The sequence below is a fragment of the Rhizobium sp. Root1212 genome (assembly GCF_001424985.1).
Lineage (GTDB): Bacteria > Pseudomonadota > Alphaproteobacteria > Rhizobiales > Rhizobiaceae > Pararhizobium.
Genome location: NZ_LMDA01000001.1, coordinates 240,382 through 261,937, shown reverse-complemented (window position 1 = coordinate 261,937; position 21,556 = coordinate 240,382). Strand labels below are relative to the sequence as shown.

General features: G+C 62.5%; 20 protein-coding genes. 17 read left to right on the top strand and 3 right to left on the bottom strand.

All coding sequences use genetic code 11. From position 1 onward, the window contains the following. Nucleotides 1-211 precede the first annotated feature (211 nt). The gene (gene dapA / locus ASC86_RS01290) at nucleotides 212-1,096 is read left to right on the top strand and encodes a 4-hydroxy-tetrahydrodipicolinate synthase (protein ID WP_056315091.1); all 885 of its coding nucleotides are present in this window, start codon (nucleotides 212-214) and stop codon (nucleotides 1,094-1,096) included. Beyond that, nucleotides 1,096-1,572, top strand: coding sequence for an SsrA-binding protein SmpB (gene smpB, locus ASC86_RS01285; protein WP_056315089.1), 477 nt, complete (start codon nucleotides 1,096-1,098; stop codon nucleotides 1,570-1,572). The genes dapA and smpB overlap by 1 nt, the downstream gene beginning before the upstream one ends. A 148-nt stretch (nucleotides 1,573-1,720) precedes the next feature. Here the strand turns inward: smpB and ASC86_RS01280 are convergent, their stop codons facing one another. Further along, complete coding sequence (locus tag ASC86_RS01280; protein ID WP_056315086.1) at nucleotides 1,721-2,302, bottom strand: NYN domain-containing protein; 582 nt, start codon at nucleotides 2,300-2,302, stop codon at nucleotides 1,721-1,723. A 623-nt stretch (nucleotides 2,303-2,925) separates the two neighbouring features. On the opposite strand from ASC86_RS01280, the gene rpoZ reads away from it, so the two are divergent. The 14 genes from rpoZ to ASC86_RS01215 all read left to right on the top strand — a co-directional run bounded on the left by rpoZ (nucleotide 2,926) and on the right by ASC86_RS01215 (nucleotide 18,979). Further along, on the top strand, nucleotides 2,926-3,333 hold the full coding sequence (gene rpoZ / locus ASC86_RS01275) for a DNA-directed RNA polymerase subunit omega (protein WP_056315084.1): 408 nt from the start codon (nucleotides 2,926-2,928) through the stop codon (nucleotides 3,331-3,333). Nucleotides 3,334-3,454: 121 nt separating this feature from the next. Then, nucleotides 3,455-5,668: a bifunctional (p)ppGpp synthetase/guanosine-3',5'-bis(diphosphate) 3'-pyrophosphohydrolase gene (locus ASC86_RS01270; RefSeq protein ID WP_056315082.1), complete on the top strand. Its 2,214-nt coding sequence runs from the start codon at nucleotides 3,455-3,457 to the stop codon at nucleotides 5,666-5,668. Between the two features lie 176 nt (nucleotides 5,669-5,844). After that, nucleotides 5,845-5,997, top strand: coding sequence for a DUF3563 family protein (locus tag ASC86_RS24895; RefSeq protein ID WP_082509828.1), 153 nt, complete (start codon nucleotides 5,845-5,847; stop codon nucleotides 5,995-5,997). Nucleotides 5,998-6,167: 170 nt separating this feature from the next. Further along, nucleotides 6,168-6,731 carry a DUF2062 domain-containing protein gene (locus ASC86_RS01265; protein ID WP_056318079.1) on the top strand — a complete coding sequence of 188 codons (564 nt, stop codon included), beginning with the start codon at nucleotides 6,168-6,170 and terminating at the stop codon, nucleotides 6,729-6,731. After that, entirely contained in the window at nucleotides 6,728-7,147 is a 420-nt protein-coding gene (acpS, locus tag ASC86_RS01260; RefSeq protein ID WP_056315081.1) for a holo-ACP synthase, read from the top strand. The genes ASC86_RS01265 and acpS overlap by 4 nt, the downstream gene beginning before the upstream one ends. Nucleotides 7,148-7,314: 167 nt before the next feature. Beyond that, nucleotides 7,315-8,058: a signal peptidase I gene (gene lepB / locus ASC86_RS01255; RefSeq protein WP_056315079.1), complete on the top strand. Its 744-nt coding sequence runs from the start codon at nucleotides 7,315-7,317 to the stop codon at nucleotides 8,056-8,058. Beyond that, nucleotides 8,055-8,768 (top strand): ribonuclease III, encoded by a 714-nt coding sequence (gene rnc, locus ASC86_RS01250; RefSeq protein WP_056315077.1) that lies wholly within the window; start codon nucleotides 8,055-8,057, stop codon nucleotides 8,766-8,768. Before lepB ends, rnc begins: the two co-directional genes overlap by 4 nt. Nucleotides 8,769-8,939: 171 nt before the next feature. Further along, on the top strand, nucleotides 8,940-9,860 hold the full coding sequence (era, locus tag ASC86_RS01245) for a GTPase Era (RefSeq protein WP_056315075.1): 921 nt from the start codon (nucleotides 8,940-8,942) through the stop codon (nucleotides 9,858-9,860). A gap of 127 nt (nucleotides 9,861-9,987) precedes the next feature. Further along, complete coding sequence (locus ASC86_RS01240) at nucleotides 9,988-10,989, top strand: glutathione S-transferase family protein (protein WP_056315073.1); 1,002 nt, start codon at nucleotides 9,988-9,990, stop codon at nucleotides 10,987-10,989. A gap of 101 nt (nucleotides 10,990-11,090) precedes the next feature. Further along, entirely contained in the window at nucleotides 11,091-12,347 is a 1,257-nt protein-coding gene (locus tag ASC86_RS01235; RefSeq protein ID WP_056315071.1) for a cyclopropane-fatty-acyl-phospholipid synthase family protein, read from the top strand. 161 nt (nucleotides 12,348-12,508) lie between these two features. Then, nucleotides 12,509-14,845 carry a Tex family protein gene (locus ASC86_RS01230; RefSeq protein ID WP_056315069.1) on the top strand — a complete coding sequence of 779 codons (2,337 nt, stop codon included), beginning with the start codon at nucleotides 12,509-12,511 and terminating at the stop codon, nucleotides 14,843-14,845. 131 nt (nucleotides 14,846-14,976) lie between these two features. Next, entirely contained in the window at nucleotides 14,977-16,599 is a 1,623-nt protein-coding gene (locus ASC86_RS01225; protein WP_056315067.1) for a polysaccharide biosynthesis C-terminal domain-containing protein, read from the top strand. Then, entirely contained in the window at nucleotides 16,596-17,774 is a 1,179-nt protein-coding gene (locus ASC86_RS01220; protein ID WP_056315066.1) for a glycosyltransferase family 4 protein, read from the top strand. The genes ASC86_RS01225 and ASC86_RS01220 overlap by 4 nt, the downstream gene beginning before the upstream one ends. Beyond that, nucleotides 17,771-18,979 carry a glycosyltransferase gene (locus ASC86_RS01215; RefSeq protein ID WP_162244965.1) on the top strand — a complete coding sequence of 403 codons (1,209 nt, stop codon included), beginning with the start codon at nucleotides 17,771-17,773 and terminating at the stop codon, nucleotides 18,977-18,979. Before ASC86_RS01220 ends, ASC86_RS01215 begins: the two co-directional genes overlap by 4 nt. A gap of 41 nt (nucleotides 18,980-19,020) precedes the next feature. On the opposite strand, the gene ASC86_RS01210 is transcribed toward ASC86_RS01215, so the two are convergent. Both ASC86_RS01210 and ASC86_RS01205 read right to left on the bottom strand, forming a co-directional pair. Further along, nucleotides 19,021-19,716 carry a hypothetical protein gene (locus ASC86_RS01210; RefSeq protein WP_056315063.1) on the bottom strand — a complete coding sequence of 232 codons (696 nt, stop codon included), beginning with the start codon at nucleotides 19,714-19,716 and terminating at the stop codon, nucleotides 19,021-19,023. A 1-nt stretch (nucleotide 19,717) separates the two neighbouring features. Continuing rightward, nucleotides 19,718-20,908, bottom strand: a complete 1,191-nt coding sequence (locus ASC86_RS01205; protein WP_056315061.1) for an endo-1,4-beta-xylanase — start codon at nucleotides 20,906-20,908, stop codon at nucleotides 19,718-19,720. A 186-nt stretch (nucleotides 20,909-21,094) separates the two neighbouring features. On the opposite strand from ASC86_RS01205, the gene ASC86_RS01200 reads away from it, so the two are divergent. Next, nucleotides 21,095-21,460, top strand: coding sequence for a hypothetical protein (locus tag ASC86_RS01200; protein ID WP_056315059.1), 366 nt, complete (start codon nucleotides 21,095-21,097; stop codon nucleotides 21,458-21,460). The last annotated feature ends 96 nt before the right edge of the window (nucleotides 21,461-21,556 follow it).

Genomic DNA, 21,556 nt, shown 5'->3' with positions numbered 1-21,556 from the left:
TTGACTGTCAGGCCTGCAGAGGAGGGCGCTCGTCCTGCGTGCCAGCCACCGGTCGTCATCCACTTAAAATGATCCAAACGTGCCTGCGACACCGGAATGCCGCATAGATGCTTGCCGCAGCCATCTCACATGATTATGGTGCGCCAGTTTTCTAACCATGAAATACGGCCAAAGCGTGGGTTGGCAGCCTGGGCGCCGTCAGGAGTCGTTGATGTTCAAGGGGTCCATACCCGCTCTCGTTACCCCGTTTACGGCCGCTGGCGCCGTCGACGAGGAAAGCTTCGTTGCCCATGTGGAATGGCAGATCGCAGAAGGCAGCCACGGCCTCGTGCCGGTCGGCACCACCGGTGAATCGCCGACACTCTCCCATGCCGAGCACAAACGGGTGGTGGAGCTCTGCATCAAGACGGCCGCCGGCCGCGTGCCGGTTATTGCCGGCGCGGGTTCGAACAACACGACCGAAGCGATCGAGCTGGCGCAGCATGCCGAAAAGGCCGGCGCCGATGCTATCCTCGTCGTCACGCCCTATTACAACAAGCCGACGCAGAAAGGCCTTTTCGCCCACTATGCGGCAATCGCCGAAAGCGTGAAGCTGCCCATCGTCGTCTACAATATTCCCGGCCGCTCGGTCGTCGATATGAGCGTGGAAACGATGGCGGCGCTGCACAAGGCCTATCCGTCGATCATGGGCGTCAAGGATGCGACCGGCAAGATCGAGCGCGTCTCCGAGCAGCGCATGGCCTGTGGCCCTGAGTTCAACCAGCTCTCCGGCGAAGATGCGACCGCGCTTGGCTTCAACGCCCATGGCGGCGTCGGCTGCATCTCTGTGACGGCAAACGTCGCACCGCGTCTCTGCGCCGAATTCCAGGCGGCGACCCTCGCCGGTGATTATGGCAAGGCACTCGCCTATCAGGACAAGCTGATGCCGCTACACAAGGCGATCTTCATGGAGCCCGGCGTGTGCGGCACGAAATATGCGCTGAACAAGTTGCGCGGCATGGGCCGTACCGTGCGCTCGCCACTGGTCTCGACACTTGAGCCGGCGACGGAAGCAGCACTCGACGCAGCGCTTCTTCATGCGGGATTGACGGGCTGATGGCACCCAAAGGCAGCCAGCGCGTGGTCAACAAGGTTGTGGCGGAAAACCGCAAGGCCCGCTTCAACTACGAGATCGTCGATACCTACGAGGCCGGTCTGGTGCTGACCGGCACGGAGGTCAAGTCGTTGCGCGAAGGCAAGGCCAATATCGCCGAATCCTATGCTTCGGACGAGGGCGGGGAGATGTGGCTGATCAACGCCTATCTTCCCGAATACCTGCAGGCCAACCGCTTCAACCACGAGCCTCGCCGGCGGCGCAAGCTGCTGCTCTCGAAGCGTGAGATCAACCGACTGCGCGGCGCCATCAATCGCGATGGCATGACGCTCGTTCCCTTGAAGATCTACTTCAACGATCGCGGCCGCGCAAAGATGGAGCTGGCGCTCGGCAAGGGCAAGAAACTGCACGATAAGCGCGAGAGTGAAAAAGAGCGCGATTGGAACCGGCAGCGAAGCCGGCTGCTCAAGGAGCACTGATCGCCGGCCGTTTCCGCCTTCGCCCCAGCGGGAGGAAAATTCCTGAAGGACGGATAGGGGGCGGCAAATTGCGAGGTCGTGGATAGACCACCTCGACGACGCTACGCGCTGCCTTCTCCCCGCTGGGGAGAAGGGGAGGAGCGGCGGATTATTCCCCGTCGCTAGCCGGAGTAACCGGATCGGTCTGGCGTGCAGGGCGGTCGGCGGGATCGCGGCCGATTTCGGCTTTCAGGCTCATCAATTCCATGAAGTGGTCGGCCTGGCGGCGCAGGTCGTCGGCGATCATGGGCGGCTGGGTCGACATGGTCGAGACAACCGATACCTTGCGGCCCTTGCGCTGCAGCGCCTCGACGAGGGTCGTGAAGTCGCCGTCGCCGGAGAAGATCACCAGATGATCGACTGTCTCGGCCTGCTCCATCGCGTCGATGGCAAGCTCGATGTCCATGTTTCCCTTGATCTTGCGGCGGCCGAGAGAGTCGGTAAATTCCTTGGCCGGCTTCGTCACCACCTTGTAGCCGTTATAGTCCAGCCAGTCGATCAGCGGGCGGATGGACGAATATTCCTGGTCTTCGATCAACGCGGTGTAGTAATAAGCGCGCAGCAGATATCCACGTTTTTGAAAGGCCTTGAGCAGTTTGCGGTAGTCAATGTCGAAACCCAGGCTTTTCGATGCAGCGTATAAATTTGCTCCATCGATAAAAAGCGCGATTTTCTCGCGTGGATCGAACATTCAAATATTCCTTTTGTTGTCTCAATGTCCTTAACTCAATCTGATCGTGCATGAAAATGACGGCCGAGGCAGAGAACGTCTCAACATCAAGATATTTTTTGGGTCCATAAACCGGGTTCGAGTGCTCGACTTAGACCAACGAGGTGAATGGCGAAAGTGCGAGTTTTCGCAGGATTTTCTCAATATGGCGACTAATGAGGCAATTTTTAGTAAGTTTTCCCCCGCAGCCACTCCCTGGAAGCATAAAACACAATGCCTCCAGCTGGGCCTCGAAATCCGGCTGTTCTCCTCCAAGGATATTCAATCATCATTCTCGTAGAAGTCAAAGGATATCAGCGGCTTCTCTCCAGGCGGGCGTGCCGGGAAATCTAGATTTAGCCGTCCTCTTTCGATATCTTCCGGCCGTGTGCGGTGTGCGGGCCGAGCGTAACGACGGATATCTCCGGCAGTTGCGCAGGAAAAACTTGAATTTGCCGGCTTTTGATTGTATCGGGCAAGCGACTTCCGAAAATTGGAGCTTTGCGTACCGTCCGCCGACGGCGGGCTCCAATGTTGCCAATCGGTGCGGCAGGCAGTTCCCTTCGGGCGAACGCAGCCGCGCTCTCAAGATTAAAGGACAGGCAATGGCCCGCGTTACCGTTGAAGATTGCATCGACAAAGTTGATAACCGTTTCGAGCTCGTGCTCCTGGCTAGCCATCGCGCCCGCCTGATCTCGCAGGGCGCCGCCATCACCATCGACCGCGACAACGACAAGAACCCGGTCGTGGCCCTTCGCGAAATCGCCGACGAGACCCTGTCGCCGGGCGACCTCAAGGAAGACCTGATCCACTCGCTGCAGAAGCATGTCGAAGTCGACGAGCCCGAGCCCGATCCGGCCTCGCTCATCGCCAACGAAGCTGCCGCCGTCTTTGCCGAGCAGGCCGATGACGAAGACCAGCCGGAAGTCGTCACCTTCGACCGCATGTCGGAAGAAGAACTGCTGGCCGGCATCGAAGGCCTCGTCCCGCCGGAAAAGAGCGACGATTACTAAGCTTGACTGGCACGCGCGATTTCTCGCGTTTTCAAGCAGTTGACCTTGCAAAGCGGTGCGCCACTCCTATGATTGGCGCACCGTTTGTTTTTCATCGTCCTCCCCAGGAGCCCTTCAGGAAATGATGCGCCAATACGAGCTCGTTGAGCGCGTGCAGAAATACAAGCCCGATGTCAACGAGGCCCTTCTGAACAAGGCCTACGTCTACGCCATGCAGAAACATGGCCAGCAGAAGCGGGCAAGCGGCGATCCCTATATTTCCCATCCGCTCGAAGTGGCGGCGATCCTGACGGAAATGCATCTCGACGAGTCGACCATCGCGGTCGCCCTTCTCCACGATACCATCGAGGATACGACGGCGACCCGCGCCGAAATCGACGAGCTTTTCGGCGAGGATATCGGCGCCCTCGTCGAGGGGCTGACCAAGATCAAGAAGCTCGACCTCGTCACCAAGAAGGCCAAGCAGGCGGAAAACCTGCGCAAGCTGCTGCTTGCCATTTCCGACGATGTGCGCGTGCTGCTCGTCAAGCTCGCCGACCGCCTCCACAACATGCGCACTCTCGACCATATGTCGGCGGAAAAGCGGGCGCGCATTTCCGAAGAGACGATGGAAATCTATGCGCCGCTCGCCGGCCGCATGGGCATGCAGGACATGCGCGAGGAGCTGGAAAACCTCTCCTTCCGCCACATCAATCCCGAAGCCTTCGAGACGGTCACCAAGCGGCTGGAGGAACTTTCCACCCGCAACGAAGGCCTGATCAAGAAGATCGAGGACGAGCTTCGCGAACTGCTCGACGCCAAGGGTCTTTCGGGAACGACCGTCAAGGGCCGGCAGAAGAAGCCCTATTCGGTCTTCAAGAAGATGCAGTCGAAGTCGCTATCGTTCGAGCAGCTCTCGGACGTCTGGGGCTTCCGCATCATCGTCGACGATATTCCGGCCTGTTATCGGGCGCTCGGCATCGTGCACACCCGCTGGCGCGTCGTTCCGGGCCGCTTCAAGGATTACATCTCGACGCCGAAGCAGAACGACTACCAGTCGATCCACACCACCATCGTTGGCCCCTCTCGCCAGCGCATCGAGCTGCAGATCCGCACCCGGCGCATGCACGAGATCGCCGAATACGGTATCGCTGCCCACACGCTTTACAAGGACGGCGCGGAGGCGAATGGCGACGTCAAGCTGTCGCCCGGCTCGAACGCCTATTCCTGGCTTCGCCGCACGATCGAATCGCTGGCGGAAGGCGACAACCCGGAAGAATTCCTCGAGCACACCAAGCTCGAACTGTTCCAGGATCAGGTCTTCTGTTTCACCCCGAAAGGCCAGCTGATCGCGCTGCCGCGCGGCGCAACCCCCATCGATTTCGCCTACGCCGTTCACACCAATATCGGCGATACCTGCGTCGGCGCCAAGATCAACGGCCGCATCATGCCGCTGGTCACCCGGCTTTCGAATGGCGACGAGGTGGAGATCGTCCGCTCCGGCATCCAGGTGCCGCCGGCCGCCTGGGAAGAGATCGTCGTCACCGGCAAGGCGCGTGCCGCTATCCGCCGCGCGACCCGCGCCGCGATCCGCAAGCAATATTCCGGCCTCGGCTACCGCATTCTGGAGCGCACCTTCGAGCGCGCCGGCAAGACGTTTTCGCGTGACGCCCTGAAGCCTGCGCTTCATCGTCTCGGCCAGAAGGAAGTCGAAGACGCGATTGCCGCCGTCGGCCGTGGCGAGCTGTCGTCGCTCGATGTCCTGCGCGCGGTTTATCCCGACCATCAGGACGAGCGCGTCACGGTCAAACCGAACACGGACGAGGGCTGGTTCAATATGCGCAGCGCCGCCGGCATGGTCTTCAAGCTGCCGGAGCGGCCGAAGGATATGTTCGAATCCGGGCCGGAAGCTTTGCCGATCCGCGGCCTTTCCGGCGATGCCGAGGTGCATTTCAGCGCTTCCGGCGCCGTGCCCGGCGACCGTATCGTCGGCATCATGGACCGGGACAAGGGCATCACCATCTATCCGATCCAGTCGCCGAGCCTGCAGAAGTTCGATGAGGAATCGGAGCGCTGGATCGATGTGCGCTGGGACCTCGACGAGGCCAACAACACCCGCTTCATGGCCCGCATCCAGATCAATGCGCTGAACGAGCCAGGCACGCTTGCCGAAATCGCCCAGGCGATCGCCACCAGCGATATCAACATCCGTGGCCTGACCATGGGTCGGGTTGCAGCCGACTTCAGCGAATTCCAGATCGATGTCGAGGTCTGGGACCTGCGCCAGCTCAACCATCTGCTGAGCCAGCTGCGCGATTTACCGAGCGTTTCCACCGTCAAGCGTCTTTTCGAGTGAGGGCCGGCGGGTTTCCGCCCGCCTGCCCGGCATCTGCTTCATAAATAGGCATCGGGTGCCACCGATATGAGCTTGCCATGCGCTTTGCGCATGGCTGCCGGCAGTAACCGGCTCTGGTGAAGGCGGGCTTCCTCGCCTATCTTCATGCTCGGGAGGTAAACAGAAAGAGGTTTACCATGTTTAAGCAACTGAAGAAGATCACCAGCGCCCTGCGCGCTCCCACTATCGCCGAGCGCGAACAGAGCTACCTGAACGGCTCGATGGATCGTATCGATCTCGAATATCGTCAGCGCCAGATCGATCGCGGCCTTTTCCGTCACGGCTACTGATAGCATCCCTGGCCGCCCATCGGGCGGCCATGAGCTATGCAGGCAGCGAATGGCTGCTGCGCGAAAGCGGCGTCAGGGCTGGCCGGACGAAAACAGATCGCGCGGATTTGACCGCTATCGGTTGCGTTCGGCACTGTCTCTCGCCGCAATCTTCGTTTATCAAGCGTCTCATGTTGTTCCGTCGCAGAAAGCCGGCAGGCCTTGCCGGCAAGATCCGTGCTTTCCTCTGGCCGCGAAAAGGTTTTTCGCGAGGCGTGCGCTATATGGTGCTGCGGGTGCTGCGGCTGTCCTCGACGCCGCATAGCATTGCCGTGGGCGTCGCAGCGGGGGCCGCCTCGTCGGCTACGCCGTTTGTCGGGGTTCATATCCTTCTCGCGGTGGCGCTCGCCTATCTGCTGTCGGGCAATCTCATCGCCGCGGCTCTGGCGACCGCGCTTGCCAATCCGATCACCATTCCTTTCATCCTTGCTGCGACCTATGAGGTGGGCGTGGTGGTGCTCGGCATCTCAAGCCACCAGACGCTGTCCGGCCACGAAATCCTCGACATGCTCGGCCATCTGAAGCTCTCGGAACTCTGGACACCCGTCCTGAAGCCGATGATCGTCGGCGCATTGCCGCTGGCGCTCGCTAATGCCGTGCTGTTCTATGCGCTCGCCTATATCGCCGCGCGCCTCTTCCAGGAGCGGCGGCAGGCGCGGCGTGCGCTGCGCGTGCCATCGGGCGAACCTCTATGATCATCGGCATCGGCAGCGACCTGATCGATATCCGCCGCATCGCCGGCTCCATCGAACGCTTTGGCGAGCGCTTCACCCAGCGCTGTTTTACCGAAATCGAGATCCGCAAATCCGAGGGCCGCAAGAACCGGGCGGAATCCTACGCCAAGCGCTTCGCGGCCAAGGAAGCCTGTTCGAAAGCGCTCGGCACCGGCCTTGCAAACGGCGTCTTCTGGAAGGACATGGGCGTCGTGAACCTGCCTGGCGGCAAGCCGACGATGGCGCTGACCGGAGGTGCCGCCGAACGGCTGCAGGCGATGACGCCGGAGGGGCATCGCGCGGTGATCCACCTGACGATCACCGATGATTTTCCGTTGGCTCAAGCCTTCGTGATAATCGAGGCGCTGCCCGTTGCTCCGGCATCAGGAAACGTTTAGAGCATGTCTCAAACAACGCTCCCTTCGGGGGCGTGTATTATTTCGAAAATTCCGCAGGAACCGAACGGATTTCTGGCGGATTTGAAGTGAAAAACACTGGCTGGATTTCGCGAGGCCGATCCTACCCAAGAGGACGGCGCGAAAGCGGCACACAAGGAAAGAACGGCGTGGCAGAGAAGATTGAGAAAAATCAGGGTGGCCTCTGGGAAAACGTCAAGGTCATCATCCAGGCGCTTCTGCTTGCCGTGGTGATCCGCACTGTCTTCTTCCAGCCCTTCACCATTCCCTCGGGCTCGATGATGCCGACGCTCTTGGTCGGCGACTATATCTTCGTCAACAAGTTCGCCTACGGCTATTCGAAATACTCGCTGCCTTTCTCGCCGGACCTTTTTGAGGGCCGCATTTTCGCCAGCGAACCGAAGCGCGGCGACGTCGTCGTCTTCCGCTTTCCGCCGAACCCGGACATCGACTACATCAAGCGCCTGATCGGCCTGCCGGGCGACCGCGTCCAGGTGCGCGACAGCATCCTCTACGTCAACGACAAGGCCGTCGAGCGCGTGCCGGACGGCGCCTTCCGCGCCGACGACCAGTATGACACCGGCGCCGATGTCCCGGTCTTCCGCGAAACCCTCGATAACGGCGTCAACTTCGACACGCTCGACCAGTTCCCCGATAGCCGCGGCGACAACACCCGCGAATTCATCGTGCCGGCAGGCCATTATTTCATGATGGGCGACAACCGCGACAACTCCGCCGACAGCCGCTTCGATGTCGGCTTCGTGCCGGCGGAAAATCTCGTCGGCCGCGCCAGCATGATCTTCTTCTCGCTCGGCAACGACACCTCCTTCCGCGAAGTGTGGAAGTGGCCGACCAACCTGCGTTACGACCGCCTGTTCAAGAGCGTGCAATGATCCGGAAACCACTGAACGCGGAAAACCGGCATACGCTTGAAACCGCGATCGGTTATCACTTCACGCAGCAGGAGCGGCTGGACCGGGCGCTGACCCATGCCAGCGCCCGCAATGCCAAGGGCTCGAATTACGAGCGCCTGGAATTTCTGGGCGACCGGGTGCTGGGCCTGTGCATTGCCGAACTGCTGTTCCAGACATTCCGCGATGCGACCGAGGGCGAGCTTTCGGTGCGGCTGAACCAGCTCGTCAGCGCCGAAAGCTGCGCCGTCGTCGCCGATGCGCTGGAGCTTCACCTCTATATCCGCACCGGCGCCGACGTGAAGCGCGTGACGGGAAAACACATGCTCAACATCCGCGCCGATGTGGTAGAGTCGCTCATCGCTGCGATCTATCTCGACGGCGGGCTGGAGGCGGCACGCGGTTTCGTGATGCGCCATTGGGGAACGCGGGCCGTTCGCGCCGATGGCGCCCGCCGCGATGCCAAGACGGAACTGCAGGAATGGGCGCATGCCAAATTCGGCATCGCCCCGAACTACCGGGTCGACGATCGTTCCGGGCCGGATCACGATCCGCGCTTTACGGTGACGGTCGAGATCAAGGGTGTTGCGCCCGAAACCGGAACCGACCGCTCCAAGCGCGCCGCCGAGCAGGTGGCCGCGACGAAGATTTTGGAGAGGGAAGGGGTCTGGAAGGCCTCGGACCTCGCCTAGAGTTTGTCAGGGAAAAGTGGGAACCGGTTTTCCCGAAAAGACAAACGAAAACAAAAGAATCTGGAGTCTGTCTGGTTCAACCTGAACCAGACAGACTCCAGCGCCGAACCATTGAAGATCCGGGGACAAGACCCCGCAATCGCAACGATTGAACTGCCCCTGGGATACGCCATGACCGAAGAGATCAACGAGACTGCCGCTGCCACGCATTCGGGCTTCGTCGCCCTGATCGGCGCGACCAACGCCGGCAAGTCGACGCTGGTCAATCGCCTTGTCGGCGCCAAGGTGTCGATCGTCAGCCACAAGGTGCAGACGACCCGTGCCATCGTGCGCGGCATCGCCATCCACAACAACGCCCAGATCGTCTTCATGGATACGCCCGGCATCTTCAAGCCGCGGCGCCGGCTCGACCGCGCCATGGTCACGACCGCCTGGGGCGGCGCCAAGGATGCCGATGTCATCATGATGCTGATCGACAGCGAGCGCGGCCTGAAGGGCGATGCCGAAACCATTCTCGAAGGGCTGAAGGATGTGCACCAGCGCAAGATTCTCGTGCTCAACAAGATCGATCAGGTTTCGCGCGAAGACCTGCTGAAGCTCGCCGCCGCAGCCAACGAAATGGTCTCCTTCGACCGCACCTTCATGATCTCGGCGCTTAACGGCTCTGGCTGTGAGGACGTTATGGATTATCTGGCGGCTGAACTGCCGGAAGGTCCGTGGTACTATCCCGAAGACCAGATTTCCGACCTGCCGATGCGCCAGCTCGCTGCCGAAATCACCCGCGAAAAGCTCTTCCTGCGCCTGCATCAGGAGCTTCCCTATTCCTCTCACGTCGAGACGGAAAAGTGGGAGGAGCGCAAGGACGGCTCCGTTCGCATCGAGCAGGTGATCTATGTCGAGCGCGACAGCCAGAAGAAGATCGCGCTCGGCCGCAACGGCGAGGCGATCAAGTCGATCTCGATGGCTTCCCGCAAGGAATTGTCGGAAATCCTCGAACAGCCGGTGCATCTCTTCCTGTTCGTGAAGGTGCGCGAAAACTGGGGTGACGACCCCGAGCGCTTCCGCGAGATGGGGCTGGAATTCCCGCGCTGAGGCGCGGACCTCCTCCAATCATCGAACAGTCTGTCTCAAACCTGCCGTCTTGCGGCACCTGTCCCGCCGTGAGAGGTCATGACCCTGCGGCGCGGCGGCGCCGCGTCCTGATGTGAGGGAGTGACGGATGCCGCAACTGGTCGATGGAAAATGGGAAAAAGGCGATGTCGCCGCAAGCGAGATGAAGGGCGGCGCCTTTCATCGCGAGCCGACGAGTTTCCGCAGCTGGATCACGCCCGATGGCGCGGCCGGGCCGGATGGCCAGCCGGGTCTGCCGGCTGAAGCGGGACGCTACAAGCTGTTCGTCTCCTATCTCTGTCCCTGGGCCTCGCGCACACTGATGATGCGCAAGCTGAAGGGCTTGGAAGGGATCATCGGCCTTTCCGTCTCCGAACCCGAGCTTGGCGAAAACGGCTGGACCTATACGGAGCCGCAGGATGCCGGCCCTCGCGTCGGCAAGATCCGCTACCAGTACGAACTCTACGCCGCCTCCGACCCGCACTACACCGGCAAGGTTTCCGTGCCCGTGCTCTGGGACCTGAAGGAAGGCCGGATCGTCAACAACGAATCCGCCGATATCCTGCGTATCCTCAACACCGCCTTCGACCATCTGACCGGCAACAATCTCGATTTCTACCCCGAGCCGCTGCGTGCCAAAATCGACCGCTGGAACGCACCGATCTACGACAAGGTCAACAACGGCGTTTACCGCGCCGGCTTTGCCAAGACGCAGCAAGCCTATGAGGCTGCGGTCACCGATGTCTTCGCCATGCTCGATACGCTCGAAGTCCATCTGGGCGAGAACCGCTACATCGCGGGTACGCACCTCACCGAGGCCGACATCCGCCTGTTCGTGACCCTGATCCGTTTCGATGCCGCCTATAACGGCGTGTTCAAATGCAATGTCCGCCGGCTGGAGGATTATCCGCATCTCTCGGCCTATCTCAGGGAAATCTACCAATGGCCCGGAATTGCCGAGACGGTGAAGATCGACGAGATCAAGCGCGGCTACTATTCGATTGCCCATATCAACCCGACACGGATCGTACCGGCCGGCCCGCTCCTCGATTTCACCCGCCCGCATGACCGGGCGCGGCTGGAAGGGCAGGGCGTCATGCGCAAGGCCTGATATACTAAGAAAGTAGGGTATTGAGGGATACGCTGTACCTGTTGCCAACAGCCGCTGGACGCCCTATCTCTTGAGGGCTGTTCGACGGATCGAGGTGCGTCATGAGCCATACATTTCTCGATATTCTGCGTCGTCTGGTAAAGACGGGTAACCTGAAGGCCATTCTCGCCTCCGGGCGGGAGGTTGAGCTTGGCGACGGCACCGGCGTCCGCATCGTCATGCGCACCATCGACGAGGAGGCGGAAAAGGCGATCCTCTTCGATCCCGCGCTCAAATTCGGTGAGATGTATATGGATGGCCGCCTCGTGGTCGAGGAAGGCGACATCTTCGACGTCATCGACATGATGAAGCGCAACGGTCTGGAAAATGCCGCAACCGTCCGCAACACGGTGACGACCCTGCTGCATCTCGCCGATCAGCAATTGCGCAGCCACCTGCCGATAAACCGCAACCGCCAGAATGTCGCCCATCATTACGATCTCGATGCGCGGCTTTTCGATCTCTTCCTCGATCAGGACTGGCAATATTCCTGCGGCTATTTCGACCCGCCGGGCATAAGCCTCGACGAGGCGCAGCTTGCCAAGAAGCGTCACATCGCTGCCAAGCTGCTGCTGGAGCCGGGGCAGCGCGTGCTGGAGGTGGGCTCCGGCTGGGGCGGCATGGCGATGTATCTGGCCGAATCCTCCGGCGTCGATGTCACCGGCATCACGCTCAGCGAGGAACAGCTGAAGATTTCGCGGGAACGGGCCGGCAAGCGCGATCTTGAGGACAAGGTGCGCTTCCTGATGCAGGACTACCGCACCATGCGAGCAGAGCCTTTCGATCGCATCGTCTCGGTCGGCATGTTCGAGCATGTCGGCATGGCCAATTACGACAATTTCTTCCGCAAGATGGCCGAGCTGATGGCGCCGCAGGGCGTCATGGTGTTGCATGCGATCGGCCAGGCGGAAAAACCCTGGGCCACCAATCCCTGGATCGAGAAATATATCTTTCCGGGCGGCTACATGCCGTCGCTGGCCGAGGTGTTGCCTGCCATCCAGAAGGCGCACCTGATGGTCAAGGACATCGAAATCCTGCCCATGCACTATGCTCATACGCTGCGGGCCTGGCGCGAACGCTTCACGGCCCGCAAGGAAGAAGCCATCCGCCTCTATGACGAACGCTTCTTCCGCATGTGGGAATTCTATCTCGCAGCCTCCGAGACTGCCTTCCTGCACGACAAGCTGATGATCTTCCAGATTCAGCTCTCGAGGGAGCAGGACGCCGTGCCCTATACCCGCAACTACATCCCCGAGCGGGAGGCGGCTTTGCGTGCTTTCGAGGCGAGCCGTAAACCGCTGGAGCCGGTGAGTATATAGCTCTCTCCGTCGTTCCCTCTCCCCGCATGCGGGGAGAAGGGATATGCCGCACCATCCCGTATCCATCTGTGGACGTAACCGCCCGGCATTCGCGCCCTCACTTGGCCTTCATGCTCTGCGCATCTATGGTTCGCCGCACGCTCTCCACCTGATGGGATATCATGACCAGCTCTGCCAAAACCGCTTCCGCAATGCCGATTGCCGTTCTCATCGCGCGTGAGGTCAACGCCGCGCCGGCCCAGGTGATCGCCGCCGTCGAGCTTCTGGACGAGGGCGCGACCGTGCCCTTCATCGCCCGTTATCGCAAGGAAGTGACCGGCGGCCTCGACGACACGCAGCTGCGCACCCTGTCAGAACGGCTGGTCTATCTGCGCGAACTGGAAGCCCGCCGTGCCGCGATCCTTGATTCGATCCGCAGCCAGGACAAGCTGACCGACGAGCTTTCCGCCAAGATCGCCGCCGTCACCACCAAGGCCGAGCTTGAGGACATCTATCTGCCCTACAAGCCCAAGCGCCGCACCAAGGCCGAAATCGCCCGCGAGCGCGGCCTTGCTCCGCTCGCCGAAGCCATCCTCCTCGACCGCCGTATCGCCCCCGCCGAGCGTGCCAAAGCTTTCCTGACGGCCGATGTCACGGATATCAAGATGGCGCTGGAAGGCGCACGCGATATCATTGCTGAGGGCATCACCGAAAATGCAGATTTGCTCGGCCGCCTGCGCACCCATATGCGCGGCGTAGCGCAACTGCGCGCCCGCGTCGTGGAGGGCAAGCAGGAGGCCGGCGCCAAGTTCGCGGATTATTTCGATCATACCGAACGCTGGGCGACGGCGCCGGGCCATCGGGCGCTTGCCATGCTGCGCGGCTGGAACGAAGAGGTGCTGTCCGTCGATATCGTCGTCGATCAGGACGATACCTCGCCGGTGAAGCCCGTCGAGCGCACCATCGCCGCCGCCTATACGGTCGGCGCGACGCTGCCGGGCGACCAGTGGCTGATGGAGGTCATCGGCTGGACCTGGCGCGTAAAGCTCTCCATGTCGCTGTCGCTCGACCTGATGCGCGAGCTGCGCGAGCGGGCGGAAGAAGAGGCGATCCACGTCTTCGCCCGCAATCTCAAGGATTTGCTGCTGGCCGCACCCGCCGGTTCGCGCGCCACCATGGGCCTCGACCCCGGCATCCGCACCGGCGTCAAGGTCGCGATCGTCGATGGCACCGGCAAGCTGCTTGAAACCACCACGGTCTATCCCTTCCCGCCGAAGAACGATATCCGCGGCACCCAGGCCGAACTCGCCAGCCTCGTGCGCAAGCACAAGATCGAGCTGATCGCCATCGGCAACGGTACCGGCAGCCGCGAGACCGAACGTCTCGTCGCCGACATGCTGGCGCAACTGCCGGCCCCGAAGCCGACCAAGGTCATCGTCTCGGAAGCCGGTGCATCCGTCTATTCCGCCTCGCAGGCGGCGGCCGATGAATTCCCCGGCCTCGACGTGTCGCTGCGCGGCGCCGTCTCGATTGCCCGCCGCCTGCAGGACCCGCTCGCCGAACTCGTCAAGATCGATCCGAAATCGATCGGCGTCGGCCAGTATCAGCACGATGTCGATCAGGGCCGCCTCAGCCGCTCGCTCGATGCCGTCGTCGAAGATGCGGTGAATGCGGTCGGCGTCGATCTCAACACGGCGTCCGCTCCGCTTCTCGCCCGCGTCTCCGGTCTCGGCAAGTCTTCCGCCGAAGCCATCGTCGCGCATCGCGATGCCAACGGCCCGTTCGATAGCCGCAAGGAACTGATGAAGGTTCCGCGTCTCGGCGCCCGCACCTTCGAACAATGCGCCGGCTTCCTGCGCATCCCCAGCGGCAAGGAGCCGCTCGACGCCTCCGCCGTGCACCCGGAAGCCTACGGCGTCGCCAAGAAGATCATCGCCGCCTGCGGCCGCGATCTGCGCGCCATCATGGGCGACAGCGCCGCGTTGAAGGCGCTCGACCCGCGCGTCTTCGTCGATGAGCGATTCGGCCTGCCGACGGTGAAGGACATTCTGTCGGAACTGGAAAAACCCGGCCGCGATCCGCGCCCGAGCTTCAAGACCGCGACCTTTGCCGATGGCATCGACGACATCAAGGACCTGAAGCCGGGCATGCTCTTGGAAGGCACGGTGACCAACGTCGCGGCCTTCGGCGCCTTCGTCGATATCGGCGTACATCAGGATGGTCTCGTGCACGTCTCCCAGCTTGCCGATCGCTTCGTCAAGGACCCCCATGAGGTGGTCAAGGCCGGCGATGTCGTGCAGGTCCGGGTGACGGAAGTGGATGTGCCCCGCAAGCGCATCGGCCTCACCATGCGTAAGGACGGTGGCGCTGAGTCAAGCCGCGAGGCGAGGAGCGATGCCCGCAACGCCAAGCCGCAGAACGGCCGCCCGCAGATGTCGAAACCTGTCGCCCAAAAGCCGCAGGCCCCGAGCCAGGGCGCGTTCGGTGCAGCCTTGGCCGAAGCGCTGAAGCGGAAATAACAGCCGCACAAAAGCGTCGGGCGGCGATATCAACCGCCCGGTTTCCACAGTGCCAAAACAAGACAAGACAAATGCTTCCGGTTGTGCTTCGTTGTCGGTGATCCTGCAACCCTCGACTGAAGCGGTTCTTCATGCTCCTGAGGCAGACACGGCTTTACCTGCCGGCGCAGATCGGGGCGCCGCTCGTGCAGCTGGCCTCCGTTCTGATCTGGGCACATCTGCTGCCGGGCGAGGAGCTTGGCAAGCTGGCGCTTGTCGTTGCCTTCCAGGATATTGTCTTTGCGCTCTGCTTCGTCTGGTGGTCGCATTTCGTCCTGCGCTTCCTGCCGCGCTTTTCAGGCGCGGAAAGGGGACGGTTTCAGGCGATCGAAACTGCCGTCCTGACGCCGTCGTCGCTCCTGCAAATCGTCATCGTGCTCGGTTTCTGCCGCGTCTGGTTCCCTGATGAGGCGGGTTTCTTCCTGATAACAGCAGCGGCTTTCATCGCCGCTCGGACGCTGGCCACCTATGGCAGCGAACGGGCGCGCGCCGAGGAGAAGATTTTTCTCTACACGATGCTGCAGACGATGCTTCCGGCAGCCGGGCTGTTGCTTTCGGTGCTGGCGATCGCAAAATTCGGTGCCCGCGCGGAAATCGCGCTTCTCGGCGCAGCGCTTCCCTTGATCGCGGCGCTTCCGTTCATTCCCAAGGTTGTCGCGGCGACTTCCCCCTTCTCACCAGTGGGGAGAAGTTCCGAGCACATGCGAGGCGATGAGGGGGCTCTCTCCGCGATTTCGCAGCCAGGCGCCCCCCTCATCCGGCCCTCCGGGCCACCTTCTCCCCGCTGGGGAGAAGGGAAAACAAGGCGCGCTTCGCTAGGCTATAGCCTTGCCTTCGCTCCTCGTTCCCGGTTGGGGTTCGATCACGATATCCTGAAACAGGCGTTCTCTTTCGGGCTGCCGGCCATGGCCGCAGCACTTCTGGCGGCGCTGGCGCTCAACCTGCCGCGCTTCGTGGTCGATTTTTCGCTCGGCCACGCTGCTGCCGGCGTCTTTGCGGTCATTTACGGCCTTGGCCTGCGCGCCTCCACCTTCGCCGTCATGCTGGTCACGGCCGGCGCCTATCCGCTCGCAGTCCGCAGGATGGAGGAAGAAGGCGAGGGGGCGGGCTTCCGGCAAGTCTCGGCGAACATGGTGCTGGTTTATCTCGTCACCGTTCCGATTGCGCTGGGCCTTGCCGCTATGGCCGGTACGGTTTCGGTTCTTGCTTTGCCGGAGGAGATGCATTCTGCGGGAAGTACACTGCTGCCGCTTGTGGCGCTTGCCGGCCTGTTCCGCTACCTGCGCGCGCACACCACCGATCAGGTCTTCCTGCTGCTCGCAAAGCCGCGGGCCATCGCGATTTTCGCGGCGACCGAGCTGTTGCTCACGGCTACTCTGACCGTCGCCGCAACGATGCTCTACGGTCTCACCGGTGCCGCGCTCGGCCCGCTTTGTGCCGCGGCCGTCAGCGCTGCGTTGAGCGCCCAACGCGCCAGCCATTCCGGTTTCCGGCTGCCTCTTTCCGCCCTCGGACGCGTGGTTCTTGCGGCTATATTGATGGCCTGCCTCGTCTTTCTGATGGGAGATGCCGCCTCTCTTTCCGGGCTTGCCCTGCGTGTCGCCACAGGCGGCTTGATTTATGGCCTACTGCTGGCCGCTTTTTTCCCACGCGAAGCGAGAACACTGATGCAAAGAAGCCTTATGCCCCCAAAAGACGCAAAGGGGATTCCATGAAAATCCTCATTCTTTCCAGCGAGTTCCATCCCTTTCGCGGCGGCATCGCCACCTATGCGATGGAAATGGCAAAGGCTGCGAGCGAAGCCGGCCACAGGGTCACGGTCGTTGCCGCGGATTATGGCTCAGCAACGCAGGAGACCTTTCCCTTCCGCATCATCCGCTATCGGGGCGGCCAGCACAGCGCCCGCGACCTGCCGCGAAAAATCGCGCTCGTGCGCCGGCTGATGTGGGAAGAGCCTGATTTCGATATCGTCCACGCGGTCGATTGGCCGTTCCACATCCCGCTCGCGCTCTCGCATTACCGGGGCAGCACCCGTTGCATCGTCTCCTTCCACGGCACGGAAGCCTCGTTCATGCAGCACCCGAAACGGGCGCTGCCGCTCAAGCTCCTGCGCTTCTGGAGCGGCTGGGCCGAATATGTCGCCAACAGCGCGGATACCGCCACGCGCCTGCGGGATGCCTTCCGCCTTGCGCCGGATGCCGTGCGCGTGACGCGCCTCGGGGTCGGCCGCGAATGGCTCTTCGCCGGCATTCCCAAGGATGAGGCAAGGCGGTCGCTCGCCATCCCGGAAGATCGCTTCGTCATCGCCTCGCTCGGCCGCGTCGTGCCGCGCAAGGGCTATGACCTGCTATGCGAGGCGCTGTCGGCATTGCCGGACGAGATCGCATCGCGCATCGAATGGCAGATCGTCGGCCCCTTGCTCGATGCCGATTATGCCGCCCGTCTGCGCGATCTTTCCGCGCGGACATCGGCGATCATCAGCTTCACCGATAGCCTGCCGCAGCGGCAGGTGGCGCAGCGCCTGTCGGCTGCCGATCTCTTCTGCCTTCCCGCCCGCCGCGTGCCCGGCGGCGGCATCGAAGGTTTCGGTCTCGCCTATCTGGAGGCCGGCGCGCTCGGCCTGCCGTCGCTCGCCACCGCCATCGGCGGTATTCCCGATGCGGTCGACCACGGGGAAAGCGGCCTGCTGGTTCCCGAAAACGATCACAATGCGCTCGCCGCGGCGCTCCTACGCCTCCACCGTGATCCACAGGAGCGGGCACGCCTCGCTGCCGGCGCCCGTCGCCGGGCGCAGGCATCCTCCTGGCACAAAACCATGTCGGAAACCTACGGCGCGGAGGAGGGGCTGCCCACGCTCCGGCCGACGAAAATGCATGAGCTATGGCCATGACATCGCCTCGCGCAAAGCCGGTCGCGGTGTTCCTCATCAACTCGCTGACCGGCGGCGGGGCCGAGCGCGTCATGTCCACGCTGCTGTACGGCTCCCAGCCGTGGAGCGAACGCTATGACCTTCATCTCATCCTGCTCGACCGCGAGCCGGGTGCCTATCCGCTGCCCGGCTGGCTGACGGTGCATCGGCTCGACAGCCGCTTTTCCCTGTTGCGGTCGCTGCGCTTGGCGCTGCCGCTGCTGCGGCGGCTGAAACCCGTCGCCTGCATCAGTTTCCTGTCGCGTTCCAATCTCGTGGCAATCGCCGCCGCACGCCTCTTCGGCTTCAAGGCCATCATCAGCGAGCGCGTCAGCCCTTCGAGCCATCATCGTCACACGCTTGGCGGCCGCGTCGCAAGGCTGGCCACCCGGCTTGCCTATCCGCGGGCCGACAGGATCGTCTGTCCCTCCGCCGGTGTCGCCCACGATCTGGAGCGGAATTTCGCGGCGCAGAAAATGACGGTCATCGCCAATCCTCTCGATGCCGCGATGCTCGCCGAACGCGCCGCCCGACCCGCTGACGCGACGCCGGACAAACCTTTCATCGCCGCCATGGGCCGCCTTGTGGAAAACAAGAATGTCTCGCTGCTGCTTGCCGCTCTCGCGGCGGCGCGCTGCGATCATCATCTCGTCCTTCTCGGCGATGGTCCGTTGCGACAGCAGCTTGAAGCACAGGCCGCCCAACTCGGCCTTGCGGACCGGGTGCATTTTCTCGGTTTTGTCGAAAATCCGTTTCCGCTCATTGCAACCGCCCGGTTCTTCGTTTCCTCCTCCAATGCCGAAGGTTTTCCGAATGCGCTGGTTGAGGCCATGGCGCTCGGCGTGCCGGTCATCGCCACCAATTGCCGCTCCGGTCCCTCGGAAATCCTCGACGAGGATGAGACGCTGGAAATCGATGCGCTGCATCATGGGCGATACGGCCTGCTCGTTCCGCCGGGAGATGCCGCCGCCCTTGCCATGGCAATCGAGACGATGGCGGGCGATGCGGCGCAGATACACTATCGGAAAGCCGCGCTGCAGGGTGTCCAACGCTTCGACAGAGCATCGTTTCTACAGCGCTTCTGGCAGGTGGTGGAATCGGAAATCCACATTTCCACTGCGCCGGTCGGAAACGGTCCCGCCCCGCTCGTTTCAGGCACGTCCGCCAACCTCCCGAATATTCCATAGGCCGATACGGCGCCCGGCCGAAGCCGGACGCCGTGCCGCCCTTAGCTTCGCCGCAGCATCAGCACCGGCCCGTCCGAGCCGGTGGACGGCACCATGGCCGGGGCGTTGGCCGGCAGGCTGCCATAGGTCTGCGCGGCTTCGAGATAGCGCCAGGCATTGGCCCCGGCGATATCGTTGCCGAGCACATGGCCTAGCACCGCGCCGCCGGCGCGGCGCACGGTGGGCAGGGTGCCCGACGCCTTGTTCAGCGCCGCCAGCCAGTATTGCCCCGGAACCAGCGACCACGACACCGTGATCGTCTTCAGGCTGGCGCTACCCGAAAGATCGACCGTGCCCGCCTCGGCAAACAGCGTGCCCGGCGCTTCGGTGAAGGCATCGGTGCGATAAAGGCCAAGCCGCATTTCCCCGCCTGCCTGACCCGTCACCAGCCAGAGCGCGATGCGGTCGATCGTCACGCGGCGATGGATGAGAAGCGGCGTCAGCGTCAGTTTGTTGGCCGCCACCTGGCCGTCATTGACGGCATAGATATGGTTCGGCGGGCGATAGGTTCCGGGCGGCCAGGCCGGGCCGGGCGCAAGCCGCATCCATTGCGCGGCCCCGGAAGCGACGCTGATCGCCTTCCACATCTGCCCGGTCTGGGTGTTGTACCATTCCGAGCCGATGCCGTATCCCTCGGTGAGATCGTTGGCGGCGGCAGGATCGGTCGTGGCGGCGATGTTGTCCTTGATGCTGGTCATGTCACAGGTCCTCGAAGGCGGCGCGAATGGCGCGGTAAAGGGGTTTGGGCTGAAGCGTGCTGTTGAAGGGATGCGGCCGTTCGCCGGCTTCGGCATCGGGCGGTACCCAGGGCGAGATCCGGTCCGAAAGCCCCCAGCACAGCACAGGCTGATCGCTGACGAAGGGCAGGGCGATATCGAGATAGCGCTTGACGATATCGGCAGCGCGGCGATCGTAAGTGTCGATGGCATAGGCCGACGGCGGCGGTGTATCTTCCTGCACACCCGCCTTGTAGCCGGTGCGGATATCGAGTTCGCCGATCATGATCTTCAGCCCGAGCGAAGCGACGCCGGACAGAAAATTGCGCAGCTTCACCGGGTCGAAGCCGAGGCGGATCGTCAGATGCGCCTGGGTGTTCAGCCCGTCGATCGGCGCCCCGGCGATTAGCTGGTTTTCCAGCAGTGCGAGAATGTTGGCCGTATGGGTCTCGTGATAGCCGTCGGTGACCTGCTCGGTGTGATCGTGGCAGACGAACAGCGGCGTATGCGGCCAGAGCGCCCGTGCCTTCTGGAAGGCATAGGTAATATAGTCGGGGCCGCCGGCCGCCTGATACCAGGTGTTGGGCCGGTATCCGCCGGTCGCTGTCGCGGCCGCATCCATCACCTCGTTCACCACGTCGATATTGACGGCAAGCTGCGACCACCAGCGGCTGGCCATGGCTTCGAAATGGGCATCGATCTTCGAGCGCCAGTTGCCGGAATGAACCGTGGTGGCATTGACCCAGGCCATGTCGCGCACGGCGTAGAGCAACTGGTGGATGCGAAACCGCTTGCCATCCGCAACGGCGCGCGCGGCAAAACCATCCGCGGCCGCAAAGGTGAAGACCCCCTCGACATTCTGGACGCGCGACGGCTGCATGTCGGTATCGGCGACATAGAGGGAGGCTTCGCGAAGCAGAAGCGCCGCATAGTCGGGATTGGCGGCGAGTGTCGCGGCCGGCGGCAGCGCCGCCCCGAAAGCGATGCCCCTGGCGGCAGCCACGCTGCGAACTGTCGCACCGGCGGAAAAGCCTGTCCCGCCCTGCGTTCGACGCGCCAGACCCGAGGCATTGACACGCCCGTCGCCTCCCGCTGTTACGCGCGAAAAATTTTTCGAGGCCGCGGCCTGCGGTGCGCCGCGCCCGATCCCCAGTTCCAATCCTGCAGCCGTCATCCGCAAATCCTTTCTCCCGTCCTGCCTCGCCGGAGGCCTTGGGGAGGAAGCATGCGATGCCCGGCCGGGGCGGGAGAAAACGGGGACGATCACCCCATTTTTGGCGCGGCGAACACGGCCGGAACGGATATCGCTTCACGCGCGGAACTGGTAGAAACGTGCGCTGTTCATTGGGGGAAACGATTCATGAAAAAATATCTGGCCTATGCTGCTCTCGCGGCGCTCGCCTTTGCCGCGCCTGCTCAGGCGCAAACCGTCAGCGCCGGCACCTACACGGTGGAAGGCACCAATCTCGACGGCTCGGCCTATAGCGGCACCGCGACCATCACGCTGACCAGCGAGACGACCTGCGTCATCGAATGGAAGACCGGCGATACCACGTCCGAAGGCATCTGCATGCTGCATGAAGACGCTTTCGCCGCCGGCTATGTGCTCGACGATGCCGTGGGCCTCATCGTCTACAAGGTCAAGGATGGCGGAGTGCTGGAAGGCAGCTGGACGATCACCGGCAAGGACGGCGCCGGCATGGAAAAGCTGACGTTGCAGCAGTAAGTTCGCTCGCGCGAGGGAAGAAGCGCTGCCGGCGACGGCGGCGCTTTTTTGCTTTGTGAGGCAAAGGAGACCTTTACCTCCCGGTGCCCGCGCTCC